General features: G+C 68.3%; 12 protein-coding genes. 9 read left to right on the forward strand and 3 right to left on the reverse strand.

All coding sequences use genetic code 11. The features are described 5' to 3' along the window. Positions 1-440: 440 nt before the first annotated feature. A complete protein-coding gene (locus QHF85_RS31460) occupies positions 441-1,514 on the reverse strand; it encodes a class I SAM-dependent methyltransferase (protein WP_348652776.1) in 1,074 nt (357 codons plus the stop codon). A gap of 286 nt (positions 1,515-1,800) precedes the next feature. Here QHF85_RS31460 and QHF85_RS31465 point away from each other — a divergent pair, with 286 nt between their 5' ends. Continuing rightward, positions 1,801-4,485 (forward strand): hypothetical protein, encoded by a 2,685-nt coding sequence (locus QHF85_RS31465; protein ID WP_281331071.1) that lies wholly within the window; start codon positions 1,801-1,803, stop codon positions 4,483-4,485. A 97-nt stretch (positions 4,486-4,582) separates the two neighbouring features. On the opposite strand, the gene QHF85_RS31470 is transcribed toward QHF85_RS31465, so the two are convergent. Beyond that, entirely contained in the window at positions 4,583-5,413 is an 831-nt protein-coding gene (locus QHF85_RS31470; protein ID WP_281331072.1) for a hypothetical protein, read from the reverse strand. 279 nt (positions 5,414-5,692) lie between these two features. Further along, positions 5,693-7,348: an aminotransferase class I/II-fold pyridoxal phosphate-dependent enzyme gene (locus QHF85_RS31475; protein WP_281331073.1), complete on the reverse strand. Its 1,656-nt coding sequence runs from the start codon at positions 7,346-7,348 to the stop codon at positions 5,693-5,695. 184 nt (positions 7,349-7,532) lie between these two features. Between QHF85_RS31475 and QHF85_RS31480 the strand changes: the two genes are divergently transcribed. The 8 genes from QHF85_RS31480 (at position 7,533) to QHF85_RS31515 (ending at position 18,560) form a co-directional block, all read left to right on the forward strand. Further along, a complete protein-coding gene (locus tag QHF85_RS31480) occupies positions 7,533-8,894 on the forward strand; it encodes a sigma-54 dependent transcriptional regulator (protein WP_281331074.1) in 1,362 nt (453 codons plus the stop codon). A gap of 140 nt (positions 8,895-9,034) precedes the next feature. Continuing rightward, positions 9,035-10,585 (forward strand): aminopeptidase, encoded by a 1,551-nt coding sequence (locus QHF85_RS31485; protein WP_281331107.1) that lies wholly within the window; start codon positions 9,035-9,037, stop codon positions 10,583-10,585. A 250-nt stretch (positions 10,586-10,835) separates the two neighbouring features. Next, the gene (locus QHF85_RS31490; protein ID WP_281331075.1) at positions 10,836-12,167 is read left to right on the forward strand and encodes a PhoH family protein; all 1,332 of its coding nucleotides are present in this window, start codon (positions 10,836-10,838) and stop codon (positions 12,165-12,167) included. 5 nt (positions 12,168-12,172) lie between these two features. Beyond that, on the forward strand, positions 12,173-13,267 hold the full coding sequence (locus QHF85_RS31495) for a tyrosine/phenylalanine carboxypeptidase domain-containing protein (RefSeq protein WP_281331076.1): 1,095 nt from the start codon (positions 12,173-12,175) through the stop codon (positions 13,265-13,267). 63 nt (positions 13,268-13,330) lie between these two features. Next, positions 13,331-14,725 carry a hypothetical protein gene (locus QHF85_RS31500; RefSeq protein ID WP_281331077.1) on the forward strand — a complete coding sequence of 465 codons (1,395 nt, stop codon included), beginning with the start codon at positions 13,331-13,333 and terminating at the stop codon, positions 14,723-14,725. Between the two features lie 34 nt (positions 14,726-14,759). Continuing rightward, positions 14,760-16,139, forward strand: a complete 1,380-nt coding sequence (locus QHF85_RS31505) for a hypothetical protein (protein WP_281331078.1) — start codon at positions 14,760-14,762, stop codon at positions 16,137-16,139. A gap of 34 nt (positions 16,140-16,173) precedes the next feature. Further along, entirely contained in the window at positions 16,174-17,562 is a 1,389-nt protein-coding gene (locus QHF85_RS31510) for a hypothetical protein (protein ID WP_281331079.1), read from the forward strand. A gap of 47 nt (positions 17,563-17,609) precedes the next feature. After that, entirely contained in the window at positions 17,610-18,560 is a 951-nt protein-coding gene (locus QHF85_RS31515) for an ion channel (RefSeq protein ID WP_281331080.1), read from the forward strand. The last annotated feature ends 68 nt before the right edge of the window (positions 18,561-18,628 follow it).

Here is an 18,628-nt window from a genome sequence, read left to right on the forward strand (position 1 = left end):
CGGGGGGCGCCGCGCCGGGGCGCTGCCCCGGGCCCCGCGGGGGCTATCCGCCCCTCGACCCGGACCAGGGCCAGCCCTGGACCTCTGGGCATCGACTGCGCGAAGCGCAGTCGATGCGGGGAAAGTTTTTAAGCTGTCCGCCCCCTCTTTGCAGGGCCAGCCCTGGACCCTTTGGGGAAGAACTGCGCTCCGCGCAGTTCTTCCCACAGGCCGGTGGCAAGACCATGGCGGTCGTCTCACGCTTCGACGGGCGTTGCCGGTGGAACCGTCGTGGCTGGCAGGGTCGCCCGTGGTCTTGACCTGGCCCGTTCGAGGAACTGCGCATCGCGCAGTTCCTCGACCCCGAGTCCAGCGCTTGCGCTGGTCCGGGTCCCGGGGCGGACAGCCCCGGGTGGGGCCTGGGGCAAAGCCCCAGCGAAACGCCTTCGAGAAAGGCTCCCTCAGCCCGGAGCCAGCTCGAGCAGTGAGTGATAAATCCCGAGCCGCTCGTGCGTCGCTTGCAGCACGAGCCCTTCCTCGCGGGCGAGTGCGAGGATGTCCTCGGCGCGGTACATGCGGCTGTTGCCGTTCGCGATGGCCGTGAAATAGGGGGACGTGTTGATCAGGCAATAGGCGGCGGCGTCGAAGCGCTGCGTGTCCCAGAATGTATCGAGGATCCAGAGCCGGCCCCCGGGGCGCAGCGCGCGCCTGGCGCGGCGTAGGATGGTCCTCACCTCGTCCTCCGAGAAGCATACGAGGAACTGGCTCATCCAGACGGCGTCGAAACCCGAGGGGAGCTCGGCGTGGGGATCGAGCACGTCCACGGGGCAGGGCACGGCGCGGCTGTCGAGGCCTTTTTCGCGCAGGTTCTGCATCGCCATTTCGAGCTGGCCGGGCAGGTCGACCAGCGAGGCGCGGAGCTCGGGGGACCGTGAGAGGCATAACGACGCCCATTTGCCGGTGTTGCAGCCGATGTCGAGCAGGGTCCGCGGCTCGCGTTCGAGCACGATCCGGCTTGCTGCGGGGAAGGCTGCGTCTGAATAGAAATGGTCGAAGCGCAGCCAGGCGCGCCTTGCGTCCTCGGGCAGGTGCGCGAGGGCCTCGTAGACCGTCTTCCATTCGCCGAAGACCTCGAGCCCTGCGGGTTTGCCGAGCTTCAGCGCGTCCTCCAGCTTGTGCATGCCGAGGTAACAGACCTCGTGCACGAACTCCATGTTCACGGCTGTCATCTCGTCGCGGCGGATGAACGCGCCGAGCGTCGTGATGACGAATCTTCCGTTGTCGTAGGCCACGAGATCGGCCGAGAGCCCGCATTCGAGCAGGACCGTCGCGGCGTAGATCGAGAGCCCGGTCTGCGCGGCCGCGTCGGCGGCTGTCATCCCCTCGGCGCCGCGGCCCTCGACGGCTTCGAGCAGCCCTGTCGATCGCAGGAGGCGCGTGGCCTGGAACACGATCGGGGCGAAGGCGATCCGTTGGGCGTCAAAGCGTGTTTCCAGGCCAGTCTTGTCGGTACCGAAGCGTTTGTGTAGCACCATCACCTCCGCAGGGGAGTCGCATCATGCCCGGGACGGAGGAAAAGTCCCACGATAACTTTACGCCGATGCGCCTGTCGCGTGCGCGTGGGGTGAGGACTGCTGCCCTCAATTGCGGTGTCTTGTCCTCATTTCGAGAGTGGTAAGTGGGAAGTGCAGGCGCAAGAAGTCGGCACATTCATGATCTCGTCCGGCATGGTTCTTGTGATATGTGTCCCTGACGATAGCCATGAACCCCAGTCCGAGGGAGAACATGAGACGAAGAAGTAAATTGGGGCACAAAACAATCGTGAGCGGCGTCGCTCTCGTCGCGGGCTTTCTGGGGCTCGCCGTGCCCGTCACGGCGCGCGCGCAGACGTTCCCGGCCGACGACGCGACGTGGGTCCCGCTCGAGCGCACGGATCCGATGACGGGCGTGACGACGCCGCTCAGCGACCCTGAAGGCGATACGGCAGGCCCGCGCGACATCGTCGGCAATGAGCAGTTCCCGCTCGCCTACGTGTACAGCGACGCGACGCATTATTACTTCCGGATGCGGATCGACGAGTCGGTCCTGCAGAACGCGACGAACTTCCAGCCTTTCGGCTGGGGATGCGTGATCGATACGGACAGCGATCCGAGCGATTACGAGTACAGCACGCTCGTCAACGGCACCTCGAACCCGGACGAGGTGCGGCTCTGGGCGAATACGACGCAGCAGACGCCGAACGATCCCGGCGACGCACCGGAGATGCTCCTCAATGCGTACTCCGACCCGCTCACGATGGGCGCGATGGGCTACGGGTACGCGCGCGAGGCCGCGGCGGGCTCGAACTTCCCGCTCGCGACGCCGGACCCGGACGTCTTCATCGACTGGGCCATCGAGCGGAGCGCGCTCGTCGCCGCGGGCGTGAGCCTCGATCAGCCGCTGCGGATCGCCTGCGGCACGGCCTCGAACGGCACGTTCCTCTCGCAGGATTACACCGGCCCGGCGAACCTGCCCGATCTGCTCAGCGATCCGGTGAGCTGCGGCGCCGGCGGCTGCATTCCGCAAAACTGCATGGGCGCCGGCGAGACGTGCTCCGCGGGCGTGGGCGTGTGCCTCGCGACGGGCGTCATCATCTGCGACGCGCAAAACCAGCCGATGTGCACCGCGTTCCCGAACGAACCGGGGACCGAGGAGTGCGGTGATGGCCTCGACAACGATTGCGACGGCATTACCGACAATACCTGCCCCGACGCCGACGGCGACGGCTTCCCCGACGGCCACGAGGAGGTCATCGGGACCGATCCGAACGACGCCGACAGCGACGACGACGGCATCCCCGACGGCGAGGAGCCGGCCGCCGGCGTGGACACGGACGGCGACGGGCTCATCAATGCGCTCGATCCGGACAGCGACGACGACGGCCTCTTCGACGGGACCGAGGTCGGCAATGGTTGCAATGGGGCCGGGGTCGATCCCGCGGCGGGCCATTGCGTGCCCGACGGCGACATGGGCGAGACGAAGACGAACCCGCTCGACGCCGACACGGACGACGGCGGCGTGTCCGACGGCGCGGAGGACAAGGACCGCGACGGCGCGATCGACGCCGGCGAGACGAACCCCACGAGCGGGAACGGCGCGGACGATTCGACGAACACGGACACCGACGGCGACGGGCTGAGCGACGGGTTCGAGACGGGCATCGGGACCGATCCGAACGACGCTGACAGCGACGACGACGGCCTGCCCGACGGAGAGGAGCCGAATCTGACGCTCGATTCGGACGGCGACGGGCTCATCAACCCGCTCGATCCGGACAGCGACAACGACGGCCTCGCCGACGGCACCGAGAGCGGCAAGGATTGCTCGAACCCGGGGACGAACCCGGCCGCCGGCAACTGCGTGCCCGACGGCGACCTCGGCGCGACGACGACGTCGCCGATCGACGCGGACACGGACGACGGCGGCGTGAGCGACGGCTCCGAGGACAAGGACCTCGACGGCGTGGTCGACGCCGGCGAGACCGATCCGACGGCGGGACACGGCGACGACGATTCGTTGAACCCGGACAGCGACGGCGACGGGCTGAGCGACGATCTCGAAGGAAGCCTCGGCAGCGATCCGAACGACGCCGACAGCGACGACGACGGCGTGCCCGACGGCCAGGAGCCGAACCCCGCGGACGACACCGACGGCGACGGCATCAAGAACGTGCTCGATCCGGACAGCGACGGCGACGGGCTGAAGGACGGCACCGAAATGGGCAAGGGTTGCTCGGGCGACGGGACCGACCCGGCGGCCGGCAACTGCGTGGCCGACGGCGATAGCGGCGCGACGACGACGTCGCCCGTGGATCCCGACACCGACGACGGCGGGCTCTCCGACGGCGACGAGGACGCGGACAAGGACGGCGTGGTCGACCCGGGCGAGACCGATCCGACGAAGGGTCACGGCGGCGACGACGACGGCGATGCCGACGACGACGACGACGGGCTGACGGACGACGAAGAGGCGACGATCGGGACCGATCCGAACGACGGCGACAGCGACGACGACGGCGTGCTCGACGGCGACGAGCCGAGCCCGAACGTGGACACCGACGGGGATGGGCTCGTCAATGCGCTCGATCCGGACAGCGACGACGACGGCCTCTTCGACGGGACGGAGCTCGGCAAGGATTGCTCGGCGGCGGGGACCGACGCGACGGCGGGCCATTGCACGCCCGACGGCGACATGGGCGCGACGAAGACGGATCCGCTGGAAGCGGATACCGACGACGGCGGGCTCTCCGACGGCGAGGAGGACAAGAACAAGAACGGCGTCGTGGATCCGGATGAGAAGGATCCGAATGACAAGACCGACGACGTGCCGTCGTCGTCGGACGGTGACGGTATCGACCTCACGGGCAGCGGCTTCTGCGCGGCCGGTCGCGGCGGCGGGAGCAACGATGCAGCGCTCTTCGCGCTCGCGGCCCTCGGGGCGCTCGTGATTCGCAGGAAGCGTCGTTAGCTCGACGTGAGCTGATAAAACGCACGCGGGGAGCGGTCGGCGAAAGCCGGCGCGCTCCCCGCGGCGTTTTGGGGGCGTCTCTACCGTCAATCGACGGTCAGAGGCATTCGTTCGAGATGCAATCCTTGCCGGGCGGGCAGGGGGTATCGAGGTCACACTCGGGGTTGACCTCTTCGTTCGTCTTGCAGAGCCCCTGATCGCAGGCGACGAAGCGATTGTCGATGAGCTTGCAGGCCGTGAGGTCGGCGCAGGGGTAATGGCAGTAGCCGTCCGCGCCGCACTGGGCCGCGCCGGGGCAGGGCTCCTTGCCGGGGCCGCAGCCAGGGATGGGGGAGGGATCGGGGATGCAGCCGCCGGCCGTGGTGTCGCAGATCTCGCCGCTCGGGCAGTCGGCGTTCTTGGTGCACGCGGGCTCGCAGATTCCGTCGACGCAGGCCTCGCCGCTCGCGCAGGGCTTCATCGGGCAGGCGGTCGCGGGGTCGGCGATGCAGATGCCCTTGTCGCAGACGTAGCCGGACTGGCAGGGGCTGTTCTCGTCGCAGCCGACTTCACATTGGCCGTTCGCGCATACCTTGCCGGGGCCGCATTCGTAGCTGTGGTTGCAGCCGACGAGGCAGAGACCGTCCAGGCAGACCGTGCCGGAGGGGCAGTCGCCATTGTCGACGCATGCGCAGGTCGTCACGTTCGGGTCGCACGAGGGATTGCCCCCGCCGGCGCCGCCCTGGCCACCGCCGCCGCCCTGGCCCACGTTCGGATTGGCGGGATGACAGCCGTAGCCGTCACAGATCATGCAGTTTTCCCCGTTCGCGTCGCACTCGATCTGCGCATCGGCGTCGGAGCAACCGCCGTAGCCGCTGCCTGCCGCGGCGAGGACGAGGAACAAGGCGCTCGGGCCGAGAAGCTTGGCAAAGGATGGACGCAAGAACATGAAAACCCTCCAGCGACGGACGCGCCGCAACGAACGCGCGGAGCGCCTGCGTATTCGTACCATGGGGGTGCGTAACACGCACCGTGCCACCGTCTCACGTTGCTTGGGGTTGCGGGTTCACGCGTCGCTGTGAACGATCGGATACGCGCTCTCGTGCGCGAGCGTTCACGCCTCCGCCGAGACAGCAGCCATGCGCCGGGGTAGTCCCGAACGGAGCGAAGCGGCGTGAGGGACGTAGGGGGAGCCCCAACGAGGGCTCCCCCTCCACCAAAACCCTTTTCAAATGACGCCGAATTTCTTGCCGACTTTTTCGAATGCTTCGAGGGCGCGGTCGAGGTGGTGGCGCTCGTGCGTCGCCATGTAGCTCGTGCGCAGGACCTGCTGCTTCGGGGGGACGCCGGGCGTGATGAAGGGGTTCACGTAGATCGAGTGCTCGTCGAGCAGCGTCTTCCACATCATCACGGTCCGCAGGTCGTCGCGGATGTAAATCGGGATGACGGCGGTCTCGGTCTTCCCGAGCTCGAAGCCGAGGCGGCGCAGCTCGTTCCGCATGTACGTGAAGTTCTCGCGCAGCTTGTCCTGACGCTCGGGCTCCGCTTGCATCACTTCGAGCGCGGCCATCGCGGCGGCCACGCTCGGGGGCGCGGCGCTCGCGGCGAAGAGGAAGCTATAGGCGAAGTGCTGAATGTAATCGAGCACCTTGCGTTCGCCGACGAGCCATCCGCCGATCGAGGCGAGGGATTTCGAGAACGTCCCGCCGATGAGGTCGACCTGGTCGGCGACGCCGAAATGGGCGGCCGTGCCGCGGCCGCCGGGGCCGATTACGCCGAGGGCGTGCGCGTCGTCGACGAGGAGCCGCGCCTTGTGCTTCTTCACCACCGAGACGATGCCGGGCAGGTTCGCGATTTCGCCCTGCGCGCTGAAGACGCCGTCCGTGATGACGAGCGCGCCTTCGCTCACGTCGAGCTCGGAGAGGGCCTGGTCGAGGGCCTCGGGGTCGTTGTGCCGATAGCGCACCATGCGCGCGCCGGCGGCCTGGCCGAGGCGGACGCCGTCGTAGATCGAGGCGTGGTCGTCCTTGTCGATGACGGCGACGCTCTTCTTGTTGGAGAGCAGCGCGCTGATCGTGGCGATGTTGACCTGGTAGCCCGTGGTGAACACGAGCCCCGCCTCCTTGCCGTGGTAGGCCGCGAGCTTCTCTTCGAGCTCGTTGTGCAGGCGCATCGAGCCGTTCACGAGGCGCGAGCCCGTCATGCTCGTGCCGTACTTGTCGATCGCTTGCTTTGCGGCTTCGCGGACCTTCGGGTGCGTGGTCAGCCCGAGGTAGTTGTTCGAGCCGAGCATGATGACCTTGCGGCCTTCGAGCTGCGCTTCCGGCCCGTTGTTGAAGTCGAGCGGGCGGAAGAACGGGTAGACGCCCATGGCGCGGGCGTTGTCCGCGGTCATGAACTTGTAACACTTCTCGAAGACGTCCCGGCCGCCGATGCGCGAGAGCGAGGTGCGCGACGCCATCTGCTGGGCGAGTTTTTCCTCCGCTGCGCTGCCGGGTCCCGCCGGCTTCGGCGCCTCGACGCTCGCGGCTTCAGCCGTCCCGGCGCCGTTTGTCGCGTGCGCGGCGCCGTTCGTCGCGTGCGCGGCGGCGCCGTTTGTCGCGTGCGCGGCGGCGCCGTTCGTCGGGGCTGCCGACACCGCGACGGAGGCGGGGTTCTTCGCGACCACCTCGTCGCCGCCGTCGAGGGCCGGGTCGATCGTGGGCAGCGCGTGGCCGTTGAGGAGGATGCTCCAGGCTTCGGAGGCGCGTTCGGCGGCCGCTTCGAGCCGGCCTCGCGCGTCCATCAGGCCCGTTGCCACCTGCATCACGCGGTCGTTGCTGATGAGGCGCATCACGGCGCTGGAGGAGGACAGCTTCTTTCCCAGTCGATCGATCACGCTCATGAATAAGGATCCTCGGTCCCCGCCCCGCGGGGTTTGGGGGCGCAGCTCGGCTTGCCGAGCAGAGCCCCCAAACGATGACTGACGCTGCCCGGGGATACGGCTCATGGAAGCCCCTGTCAATCGTGCCTCCAGTGCAACCGTTGCAGGGTAGCCTCGATCCGTGTAGAAAAGTTTGCGAGGATCCATGCGTCGAGTCCTGGTCGTCGACGACGAAGAGAACTTGCGGGTCGTCGTTCGCTCCTTCCTGAAGCGTGACGGCTACGAGGTGGAGGTGGCGCCGGGCGTCGAGGAGGCGCTCGCGCTTCTCGAGTCTTTTGGTCCGGATTTCATCCTCACGGACGTGCGGATGCCGCGGCTCGGGGGGCTCGATCTGCTCGCGACGCTGAAGGCGAAGGGCGATCCGGCGACGGTCATCGTGATGAGCGCGTACGGCAACGTCGACCTCGCCATCGAGGCGATGAAGGCCGGCGCGTACGACTACATCCAGAAGCCGTTCAAGGCCGAGGAGCTCTTGCTCACGCTGCGCAAGGCCGAGGAGCGGGAGGCGCTGCGCCGCGAGAACCGCGCGCTGAAGCGCGAGATCCTGCGCGAGAGCACGTTCGAGGAGATCCTCGCGAAGAGCGAGAGCATGCAGGCGATCTTCAAGACGATCTCCAAGATCGCCGACTACAAGACGACGGTGCTCGTGACCGGCGAGAGCGGCGTGGGCAAGGAGCTCGTGGCGCGGGCGATCCATCGGCGGAGCACGCGGCGCGGCGGGCCGTTCGTCGCGGTGAACTGCGGGGCGATCCCCGAGAGCCTGCTCGAGAGTGAGCTCTTCGGTTACCGGCGCGGCGCCTTCACGGACGCGACGACCGACCGCGTGGGTCTCTTCGAACAGGCCAACCACGGCACGCTCCTGCTCGACGAGATCGGCGAGCTTCCGCTCCCGCTCCAGGTGAAGCTGCTCCGGGTGCTGCAGGAGGAGACGATCCGGAGGCTCGGCGACGCGAAGGACATCAAGGTCGATGTGCGGATCATCGCCGCGACGCACCGCGATCTGCACGCCGAGACGCAAGCGGGCCGGTTCCGCGAGGATCTGTTTTATCGGATCAACGTCCTGCCGATCGGCATCCCGCCGCTCCGGGAGCGGCGCGAGGACGTGCCGCTGCTCGTCGAGCACTTCATGAACCGCAACAACGCGCGCTTCGGGACGAACATCCGCGCGCTCTCGCCCGAGGCGCGGCGCCTGCTGCTCGAGTACGGCTGGCCGGGCAACGTGCGCGAGCTCGAAAACACCATCGAGCGGGCCATGGTGCTCGCCGAGAAGGACAGCATCGAGGCCGACGATCTGCCCGAGCGCATCCGCGAGGCGCGTGATCCGATCCAGCTCCACCTGACGAGCGGGGAGCTCTCGATCAAGAAGACCGCGCGCGTCATCGAGGAGATCCTCATCCGCCGCGCGCTGCAGAAGACGAAAGGCAACCGCACGCGCGCCGCCGAGGTGCTCGAGATCAGCCACCGCGCGCTGCTCTACAAGATCAAAGACTACCGGATCGATCTCTGATCCCGGTGTTCGGCCGCGAACCGAACTACGCGGAGTCCATTGAAGCGGCGGTTTTGTGCCATGGGATTGAAAGCGTCAGCGGACCGACAGGGGCCCTGACACGTCGCGAAAAATTAGCTAGCTTTCCGACCGTGACGACCATGAAGGGTCCGCCCGGCGCACCGGGACCGACGCCACCTTCGCCGGGGCGCGGGTCGTCGCGGCGTGCGTTCTCCGAGCTTCCTCCGAGCAGCGAGCCGAAGGCCGCGCGCGAGCCCGTCGCCCCGGCGACGAACCCGGAGGACAAACCGGCGCCTTCGACGAACGGCAAGCCGTTCTTCTCGCCGCCCCCGCTGCGCGGGCCCACTCCGACGCCGCCGCCGCCGGCCGCGCGCCCGACGCCCCCGGCCTCCGTGCCGCCGCCGTCCATGCCGGGCTCGGGAACCGGTCGCGCAACGCCGCTGCCACCCACGCCGTCCGGGTTTTCCCGCGGGGCGACGCCGCCGCCGCCCTCGACCACGCCCCGCTCGTGGGCCCCGTCGACGCAAAAACGGAACACGCCGCTCTCGACGTCGCCGGGCTCGCAGGGGCCGCGGACGATCTCGACGATCCCGCCGCCGCCCACGTCGCCGCCGCCCTCGTCGCTCGCGCACTCGACGTCGCGGCCGCCGGGGGCGCCTCGCGCGCAAACGCTCCTCTCGGCGCGGCCGGCGGTCGATCCGGGCCTCGTGACGCCGGCGGCGCGTGTCCTCGACGAGCTCGTCGCGCTGGAGACGAACGAGCGGCTGCTCCTCGTGCACGACCGGCAGAACGAGGCCGTGGCGCGCGCGTTCGAGCAGGTGGCGCTCGAGCGGCGGGCGCGCGTCGAGCGGATCGACGCGGAGGCGCTCGCGCCGCGGCCCTGGGTGCGATGTCCGCCGGACGTGCTCGCGGCGTTGCCGGGCGCGGACGTGACGCTGTTTGCCGTGACGTACGAGGAGGGGGAGTACGACGCGCGGCACACGTTCGTCACGATGGCCACGGCGAACCGGGCGCGGCACGTGCACATCGTGGGGACGAGCCGGCGCGCGTTCGTGAACAGCATGCTGGCGAGCTCGACGCGGGTCTTCGACCTCATCGCGGCGCTCCGGAACGCGGTGAAGCCGCATTCGAGGCTCCAGGTGCGCTCGCAGGCGGGGACGTCGATCGAAGTGGAGATGGCGCCGAACCTGCGCTGGTTCGCGAACGGCAGCACGATCCGCTCGGGCCAGTGGCTCAACGTGCCGTACGGCGCGCTCGTGACGTCGCCGCACCAGGTGACGGGCACGTACGTGGTCGACGCGTCGATGGGCGGCGGCTACGGCTCGCGGCTCGGCTCGCTGTCGAGCCGGCCGATCCGGCTCATGTTCGAGGGCGGGCGGGTGCAACGCGTGGAATGTCGGGACGCCTCGGTGAAGGCGTACGTCGAGAAATTCATCGGCGAAGCGATGGGCCACGATCGGGTGGGGCTCCTCTCGCTCGGCGCGAACATCGGGATCGCGGCGCCGCTCGGCGAGCTCATCCATGACGAGAACATGCCGGGCGTGCACCTCGCGCTCGGGGAGAATTTCGCGGCGCGGACGGGCGCGCTCTGGACGTCGCACGGCCAGCTCTCCTTCGCCGCGGCCGATACGGATGTCGACCTGGACGGCGAGCCGCTCATTCGTCACGGGCGATACGTGCGAATGGTATAGCAGGCTGTTGAGAAACGCAGCGAGCGCCCTGGAGCTAGGGAGGAGGACGCAGGAATACAAGCGTATTCCGAGGACGACGACCGACGATCCTGGGCGCGCAGCAAGTTTCTCAACAGCCTGCTAGCCTTGCGCACATCCCTGACGGGGGCTACGCCGCTTGACCGTCATTCCTGACAACGATTGGGGCTCTGCTCGGACAAGCCGAGCTACGTCCCAAACCCCAATTGCAACGGGTCGAAGAAGCTCAGCCATGAGGAAAAACTACGTCCTCGACGCCAACGTCCTCCTCCACGACCCGCACGCGATCTTCAAGTTCGAGGACAATGACCTGATCATCCCGATCTACGCGATCGAGGAGATCGATCAGTTCAAGCGGGAAGGCAGCGAGCGGGGGCGAAACGCGCGCACGATCGCGCGGCTGCTCGACGGCCTGCGCAGCGCCGCGGGCGCGCTCTCCGTGGGCGTGCCGCTCGAGCGCGGGGGATCCTTGCGCATCGCGATTCCGGAGCGTCGGCCGAACGCGCTCGTGGGGCTCGATTCGAAGTCGCAGGACCTCGCGATCTTGCAGGTCGCGATCGACGTCCGCGACAAGGACAAGAGCAAGCCGACGATCTTCGTCACGATGGACACGAACCTGCGCATCCGTGCGGACGCGCTGGGGGTGACGTCGGAGACGTACGAGAGCCAGAGCGCGCCCGATCCCGAGAACGAGCTGTCGGTGCTCGAGGTCGAGGTCCCGGGGAGCGACGTGGACCTGTTTTTCCAGCACGGGTTCGTCGCGGCGCCGCATCGCTCGGCGCTCTACCCGAACGTGGGCGTGCTGTTGCGCGACGAGGCGACCGCGACGCATACGGCGCTCGGGCGGTACGATGCTTCGAAGGGGCAGGTCGTCTCGCTGCGCACGCCGCGCGACGGGGTGATGGGCGTACGGCCGCGCAACAAGGAGCAGGCGTATGCGCTCGATTTGCTGCTCGACGACACGATCCGGCTGGTGACGCTGATCGGCAAGGCGGGCACGGGCAAGACGCTGCTCGCGCTGGCGGCGGGGCTCAAGCGGACGGTGGAGGATGGCATCTACTCGCGGCTGCTCGTGAGCCGTCCGGTGATGCCGCTCGGCCGGGATCTCGGGTTCTTGCCGGGTGACGTCGACGAGAAGCTGAATCCGTGGATGCAGCCGATCTTCGACAACCTCGAATTTCTGTTCTCGAGCGGGGCTTCGGTTTCGCGCGGCAAGGGCGCGGACGGGCGCGGGTTCGTGCAGCTCCTCGAGAGCGGGATCGTGCAGGTCGAGCCGCTCACGTACATCCGCGGCCGCAGCTTGCCGCATCAATACCTCATCGTGGACGAGGCGCAGAACCTCACGCCGCACGAGGTGAAGACGATCATCACGCGCGCGGGCGAGGGGACGAAGATCATCCTCACGGGGGATCCGCACCAGATCGACAATCCGTACGTGGATCACGCGTCGAACGGGCTCAGCGTGGTGGCCGACAGGTTCAAGCAGGAGCAGATCGCCGGGCACGTCGTGCTGGCGAAGGGCGAGCGCAGCGAGCTCGCGGAGCTCGCGGCGAACCTGCTGTAAGGACCGTGCCGCCCGCGCCTTCACCTCACTCGTCGCCATGGATCACGGACGCGGGGAACGCGCTCGTGCAGGCGGCCTCGCGCGTGCGCATGATCCTGTGCACGACGCCGACGAACCTCCGGCAGGAGCTCGATCGGCTCGGCAGCGTGTGGGCGCGGGGCGATCACGAGGCGCCGCGGTTCTCGTACGAGGCGCCGCCCGATCACGACGGGCTCGTGCGCGCGCTCGGGGAGCTCGCGGCGTTCCTGGAGAACGAGGGGCCGCTCGGCGCGGTGTACGCGGGCAGGGCCCGGGAGATCGCGGCGGAGGCCCTGGTATGCTCGGCGGTCGGGACGAAGGGGCTCTTTGCGGCGGCACGGAATAGGTTTGGCCGACGCGACCATTACGACGACGCGGCGGACGACCTCGCGGGGCGCTGGCTCTCGGAACCGCCCCCGCGCGCGGAAGACGAACCTCTGATTCGCAGCGACGACGAGGCAGCGGAAGGATCGCTGCTCGTGCGGATGCGCGCGGAGATCGGGGCGCAGCGGCTGCCTTTTCGGGTGGTCGTGGTGCGGGACCTCTCGTCGCTCGCGGCGACGGGCGAGGGCGTCGTGCAGGTCGCGGCGGGGCGGTTCATGACGCGGGCCGACGTGGAGCGGACCGTGCTGCACGAGATGGATGGGCACGTCTTGCCGCGGTGCCGGGCGGCGGGGATGCCGCTCGGGATTTTCGTGATCGGGACGCAATGCGGCGCGGACGATCAGGAGGGGCGGGCGCTCTTGCTCGAGCGGCGCGCGGGGGCGCTCGTGGGCGGGCGGCGGCGCGAGCTCGCGTGCCGGCACGTGGCGGCGCGGAAGCTCGAAGCGGGGGCCGATTTCGTGGAGGCTGCGCGGCATTTGCTCTCGCACGGGGCGAGCTTGCCGGACGCGCTGCGCATCACGGCGCGGGTGTATCGCGGGGGCGGGCTCGGGCGCGAGGTGGTGTATTTGCCGGCGCTGCTCCGCGTGGAGGCGGCGCTCGCAGTGGATCCGGCGCTCGACGGGGTGCTCGGCGCGGGGCGCGTGTCGGTGGACGCCGCAGCCGTGCTCCGGCCCTTTGCGTCCCGCGCGAGGGCGTGACCGCCCATACCTGATCTGCTAACGTCGCGAAGAGGCTTTTCTTTTCGTGACGTGAGGTGACGCGTGTCCTTCCTTCGTTTGCTCGGGGTCGTGGGGCTTTCGGCGTTTTTCGTGGGTTGTGGCGGCGAGGTCCCGGAGACCTCGTTCGAGGATCCGGGCACGGCGCTGTGGGCGCGCCGGTTCGGGCAGGGGAGTGGCCGCGAGCCGGTGGGGCTCGCCGGGGTCGCTTCGGGCGGCGTGATCGTGACGGGGAGTTATCACGGGGTCGTGAATTTCGGCGGGGACACGCTGCAGAGCCCGGGGAACAACCACCAAGCGTACGTCGCGCGGTACGACGGCGAAGGGAAACACGTCTACAGCCGCGCGTTTGGCACCGAGCTCGCGGAGATGTCGAACGACGTCGCGGTGTTCCCGGATGGCTCGGCGCTGATCGGGGGGACGTTCGGCTGGTCGTTCGATCTCGACGGCATTTCGCTGCCGTGGGACGGCAATGACGACGCCTTCGTGGCGAAGCTCGATCCGGCGGGGAAGGTGGTCTGGGCGCATGCGTTCGGCGGCGCGGGGTGGCAGGAGGCGACGGCGGTCGCCGCGATGCCGGACGGCGGTGCGATCGTCGCGGGGACGACGCGGGTCGAGGTGGATCTCGGCATTGGGGAACCTCAGGACTTTTTCCTCGGCGCATTCCTGGTCCGGCTCGACGCGAAGGGCACGCCCTCGTGGGCGCAGATGATCGAGACGGACGGATACGTGTTCGTGGCAGGCATCGCGGTGCAGGGCGATACCATCGCCGTGGTGGGGAATGCTTGGGCGAACTGGCTCGACGTGGGCCTCGATGACGGCCTCCTCCCGGTGGGGTCTGCAAAGGCGTTCGTCGTGACGTACGATTTCGAGGGCAAACCCGCCTTGGCTCGGACGTTGGGCGTCGAGGGGAACAGCCCTGCGGTGAAGGCCGTCGCGCTCACGGGCGACGGAGGGCTCGTCCTCACGGGTGGAGTCCGTGGGAACGTCGATTTTGGCGGGGGGCTCTTCCCCGGGTCGCAGCTGCACGACGAAAATACGTATCTCCTGGAGCTCGACGCGGCCTTGAATCACCGGCGGAGCTTCCTTTACGGAGGCGACAACGACGATCGTGGGGATGGTATCGCGATGACGGCGGGCGGGGGCGTGATCCTCGCGGGGCAGGTGTACGGGCCCATGTCGTTCGGCGAGGCGAGCGTCGCGCCGCCCGACGACGACAGCCTGGAGGACGCGTTCGTCGCGGAGCTCGATGCCGACAGAAATCCGGTCTTCTTGCGGCGCTTCGGCGGGATGGGGATGCAATCGGGACAGCAAGCCGCGGTGGACGGGCAGGGGCGCGTGTACGTCGCGGGGACGGCGGTCGGCACGGTGGACTTCGGGCTCGGACCGACGCCCGGCACGGGGTACTTCGAGACGTTCGTGGTCGCGCTCGCGCCCTGAGCAGCCTTTTCCTTTTCGTGAAATGAGGTGACGCGTGTCCTTTCTTCGTTTTCTCGCGGTCGTGGGGCTTTCGGCGTTTTTCGTGGGTTGTGGCGACGAGGTCGTGGAGACCGACTCCGGCGCGACGTTGTGGGCGCGAAGGTTTGGGCGCGGGAACGATGTCGAGCCCGTGGGGCTCGCCGGTGTCGAATCGGGGGGCGTGATCGTCGCGGGCCGGCTTTACGGGGACGCCGATCTCGGCGGGGGCACGCTGCCGGGCCCCGGAAATAACTACCAGGCCTATGTCGCGCGTTACGATGGAGAGGGCAGGCATGTGTACAGCCGCTCGTTCGGCGACGTGTTCGCCGAGGGGGCGAACGACGTCGCGGCGCTGCCGGACGGCTCGGCGCTCGTCGCGGGCACCTACGGCTTTCAGATCGAGCTCGACGACGTCTCGCTCCTCTCGGATGGGAGGGACGACGCATTCGCGGTGAAGCTCGATCCGGCGGGGAAGGTGGTCTGGGCGCGGTCGTTCGGCGGCGCGGGGCACCAACGAGCGGTCGCGATCGCGGCGCTGCCGGACGGCGGCGCGATTGTCGCGGGCATGAGCTCGGACGAGCTTCGTCTCGGGACGGGGGAGCCCGAGGACACGGGATTCGGCCTCCCCTTTCTCGTACGGCTCGGCGCCGACGGCGCGCTCCTGTGGTCGCGGGTCCTTCACAGCGAGCCCGGGTTCACCTTCGTCCACGACGTGGCGGCGCAGGGCGACGTCATCGCCGTGGTAGGAACCTTCTCACACTCGCTCGACCTCGGCTTCGGCACCGAGATCGTCACGGCGATGTCCGTGGATGGGTTCGTCGCGGTCTACGATCTCGAGGGCAAACCCCTCAGGGGTCGGCCGATCGGCGACCCATCGTCCTACGACCATGTCACGGCGGTCGCGTTCACGGGCGACGGCGGCCTCGTGTTCACGGGCGACGCTCAGGGGAACGTCGATCTGGGTGGGGGGATCCTCTCGAGCTCGACCGACGTCGACATGAATACGTATCTGCTCGAGCTCGACGCGCCTTTGAATCACCGGCGCAGCGCGCTTTATGGCGGGGACAAACCCGATACCGGAAACGGGCTCGCGACGGCGAGCGACGGGAGCGTGATCCTCACGGGAGCGATGCACGGGCACATGTCGTTCGGCACGGCGACCCTCGCCGCGAGCGAGGAGGGCGACGCATTCGTGGCGAAGCTCGACGCCGATCGGAATCCCGTGTTCCTGCGTCGCATCGGCGGTACGGATGCGCAATCGGGGTTGCGGGCCGTGGTGGACGGGGAAGGGCGCGTATACATCGCGGGGATGGCGCGCGGCGTCGTGGACTTTGGGCTCGGGCCGACCGAGGCCTCGGGGTACTACGAGACGTTCGTGGTCGGGTTTGCGCCCTGAGCAGCCTTTCCCTTTTCGTGAAATGAGGTGACGCGTGTCCTTCCTTCGTTTGCTCGGGATCGTGGGGCTTTCGGCGTTTTTCGTGGGCTGTGGCGAGGAGGTCGCCGCGGAGACCGCGCCCGGCGCGCCGTTCTGGGCGCGCCGGTTCGGGCGCGACAATTATGCCGCGCCGGTGGGGCTCGCCGGGGTCGCTTCGGGCGGGGTGATCGTGGCGGGCAGGCATTACGGGGACATCGACCTCGGCGGGGGCCCGCTGCCGAGCCCGTCGAACAATCATCAAGCGTATGTTGCGCGGTACGACGGCGAGGGCAATCACGTCTACAGCCGTTCGTTAGGCGCCGAATTCTCGGAGGAGGCGAACGACGTGGCGGCCTTGCCGGACGGCTCGGCGCTCGTCGCGGGGACGTTCCGCTGGTCGTTAAATCTCGACGGCATTTCGCTGCCGTGGGGCGGCGGTGACGACGCATTCGTGGCGAAGCTCGATCCGGCGGGGAAGGTGGTCTGGGCGCGGACGTTCGGCGGCGCGGGGAACCAGCGAGGGAGGACGATCGCGGCGATGCCGGACGGCGGCGCGGTCGTCACGGGCTCGACGTGGGGCGAAGTGGATCTCGGGATCGGGGAGCCCCAGGCCGGGTCGAACGGCGATTTTCTCGTGCGCCTCGCCCCGGACGGCACGCCCATGTGGTCGCGGACGTTCCGCAGCGACTATGGATACGTTTTCACGTACGATCTAGCGGTGCGGGACGGCGTCATCGCCGTGGTGGGGGAGTTCAACAAAGCGCTCGAGGTGGGCCTCGATTTCGACCTCGTCGCATTCGGGCAACACGACGGATTCCTCGTGACCTACGATTTCGAAGGCAAACCCAGCTGGAGCCGGAACGTGGGCGGCGCGGGGTACTCGGACACGACGACCGGCGCGGCGTTCACGGACGACGGAGGGCTCGTGCTCACGGGGAGCGTCGAGGGGAACGTCGATCTCGGAGGAGGGCTCCTCTCGGTTTCGGACGAATACGACACGAACACGTATCTGCTGGAGCTCGATGCGAAGGGGAATCACCGTCGGAGCGCACTTTACGGGGGGAACGACTTCGATACGGGGCAAGGGATCACGATGGCGAGCGACGGGAGCGTGATCCTCACGGGAGACATGCGCGGGCACATGTCCTTCGGCGAGGTGGCCCTCGCGTCGCACGAGGACGAGCTCTGGGGCGATGCCTTCGTGGCGCAGCTCGACGCCTATCGGAATCCTGTGTTCGTGCGTCGCATCGGCGGCACGGATTTCCAATCGGGGCAGCAGGCCGTGGTGGACGGGCAGGGGCGCGTGTACGTCGCGGGGACGGCGATGGGCGTCGTGGACTTCGGGCTTGGGCCGACGCCGAGCACCGGGTACTACGAGACGTTCGTGGTCGCGCTCGCGCCCTGAGCATCGTTTCCCACGTCGCGCGGACTTCCGGTACGCTTGCCCGTACGATGAGCCGAGAGCAGGCCCCGCCATCTCCTCCCCCGAAGGCGGCGAAATGGGCGCGGACCCTGACCCGCGACGGAGAGTTCGCCGGCGTCGCGGTCCACGGGCAAGTCACCTCGTGGCACGACTTCTACCATACGGTGATGAAGGCCCGATGGACGGTCGTGGCTTTATCGTTTTTTGCAGCCTATCTCGCGGCGAACCTCGGGTTCGCGCTGCTGTACCTGCTCGGCGGGGACGACATCGCGAACGCGGAGCCGGGGTCGTTCACGGACGCGTTTTTCTTCAGTGTTCAAACGATGGCGACCATCGGCTACGGGGCGATGGCGCCGAAGACGATCTACGCGCACGTGCTCGTGACGCTGGAGGCGATCTTCGGGCTCTTCAGCCTGGCGCTGGCGACGGGCATCGTGTTCGCGAAGTTCGCGCGGCCGATGGCGCGGGTCGTGTGGAGCGACATCGCGATCCTGACGAAGCGCAACGGCATCCCGCACCTCGTGTTCCGCGTGGCGAACGCGCGCGCGAACCAGATCGTGGAGGCGAGCATGCGCGTCTGCGCGCTCAAGTTCGAGACGACGAGCGAGGGCGAGCGGATGCGGCGGTTCTTTGATCTCAGCTTGATCCGCAGCAACAACCCGATCTTTGCGATGACGTGGACGGTGATGCACCCGATCGACGAGCAGAGCCCGCTCCACGGGATGACGGTCGACGAGCTCGGTCAGGGGAACGTGGAGATCCTCGCGATCCTGACGGGCCTCGACAGCACGTTCGGGGCGACGATTCACGCGCGGTACGCGTACGCGGCGGACGACATCGTGGAGGACGCGCACTTCGAGGACGTGATCGTGATGCTGCCGGATGGAAGGCGTGGCGTCGACATCACGCGGATCAGCCTGTGGAGTCCGAACGAGGCGAAGGACGAGGCCGCAGGGAGCGAGGCGTCGAAGGCGGCGTGATTTTCGAGGGCGTGATTGCGCGCCCGAAATGAAATCGATATTCCCATTTTTCGCGGGATCGGGGCCGT

Source organism: Polyangium sp. 6x1 (genome assembly GCF_029946515.1).
GTDB lineage: Bacteria > Myxococcota_A > Polyangia > Polyangiales > Polyangiaceae > Polyangium.

What these genes read in the sequence shown, in the direction of transcription:
- QHF85_RS31460 (WP_348652776.1), bottom strand. Translation starts at nt 1,514, where the DNA reads ATGGTGCTACACAAACGCTTCGGTACCGACAAGACTGGCCTGGAAACA.
- QHF85_RS31470 (WP_281331072.1), bottom strand. Translation starts at nt 5,413, where the DNA reads ATGTTCTTGCGTCCATCCTTTGCCAAGCTTCTCGGCCCGAGCGCCTTG.
- QHF85_RS31475 (WP_281331073.1), bottom strand. Translation starts at nt 7,348, where the DNA reads ATGAGCGTGATCGATCGACTGGGAAAGAAGCTGTCCTCCTCCAGCGCC.
- QHF85_RS31480 (WP_281331074.1), top strand. Translation starts at nt 7,533, where the DNA reads ATGCGTCGAGTCCTGGTCGTCGACGACGAAGAGAACTTGCGGGTCGTC.
- QHF85_RS31485 (WP_281331107.1), top strand. Translation starts at nt 9,035, where the DNA reads ATGAAGGGTCCGCCCGGCGCACCGGGACCGACGCCACCTTCGCCGGGG.
- QHF85_RS31490 (WP_281331075.1), top strand. Translation starts at nt 10,836, where the DNA reads ATGAGGAAAAACTACGTCCTCGACGCCAACGTCCTCCTCCACGACCCG.
- QHF85_RS31515 (WP_281331080.1), top strand. Translation starts at nt 17,610, where the DNA reads ATGAGCCGAGAGCAGGCCCCGCCATCTCCTCCCCCGAAGGCGGCGAAA.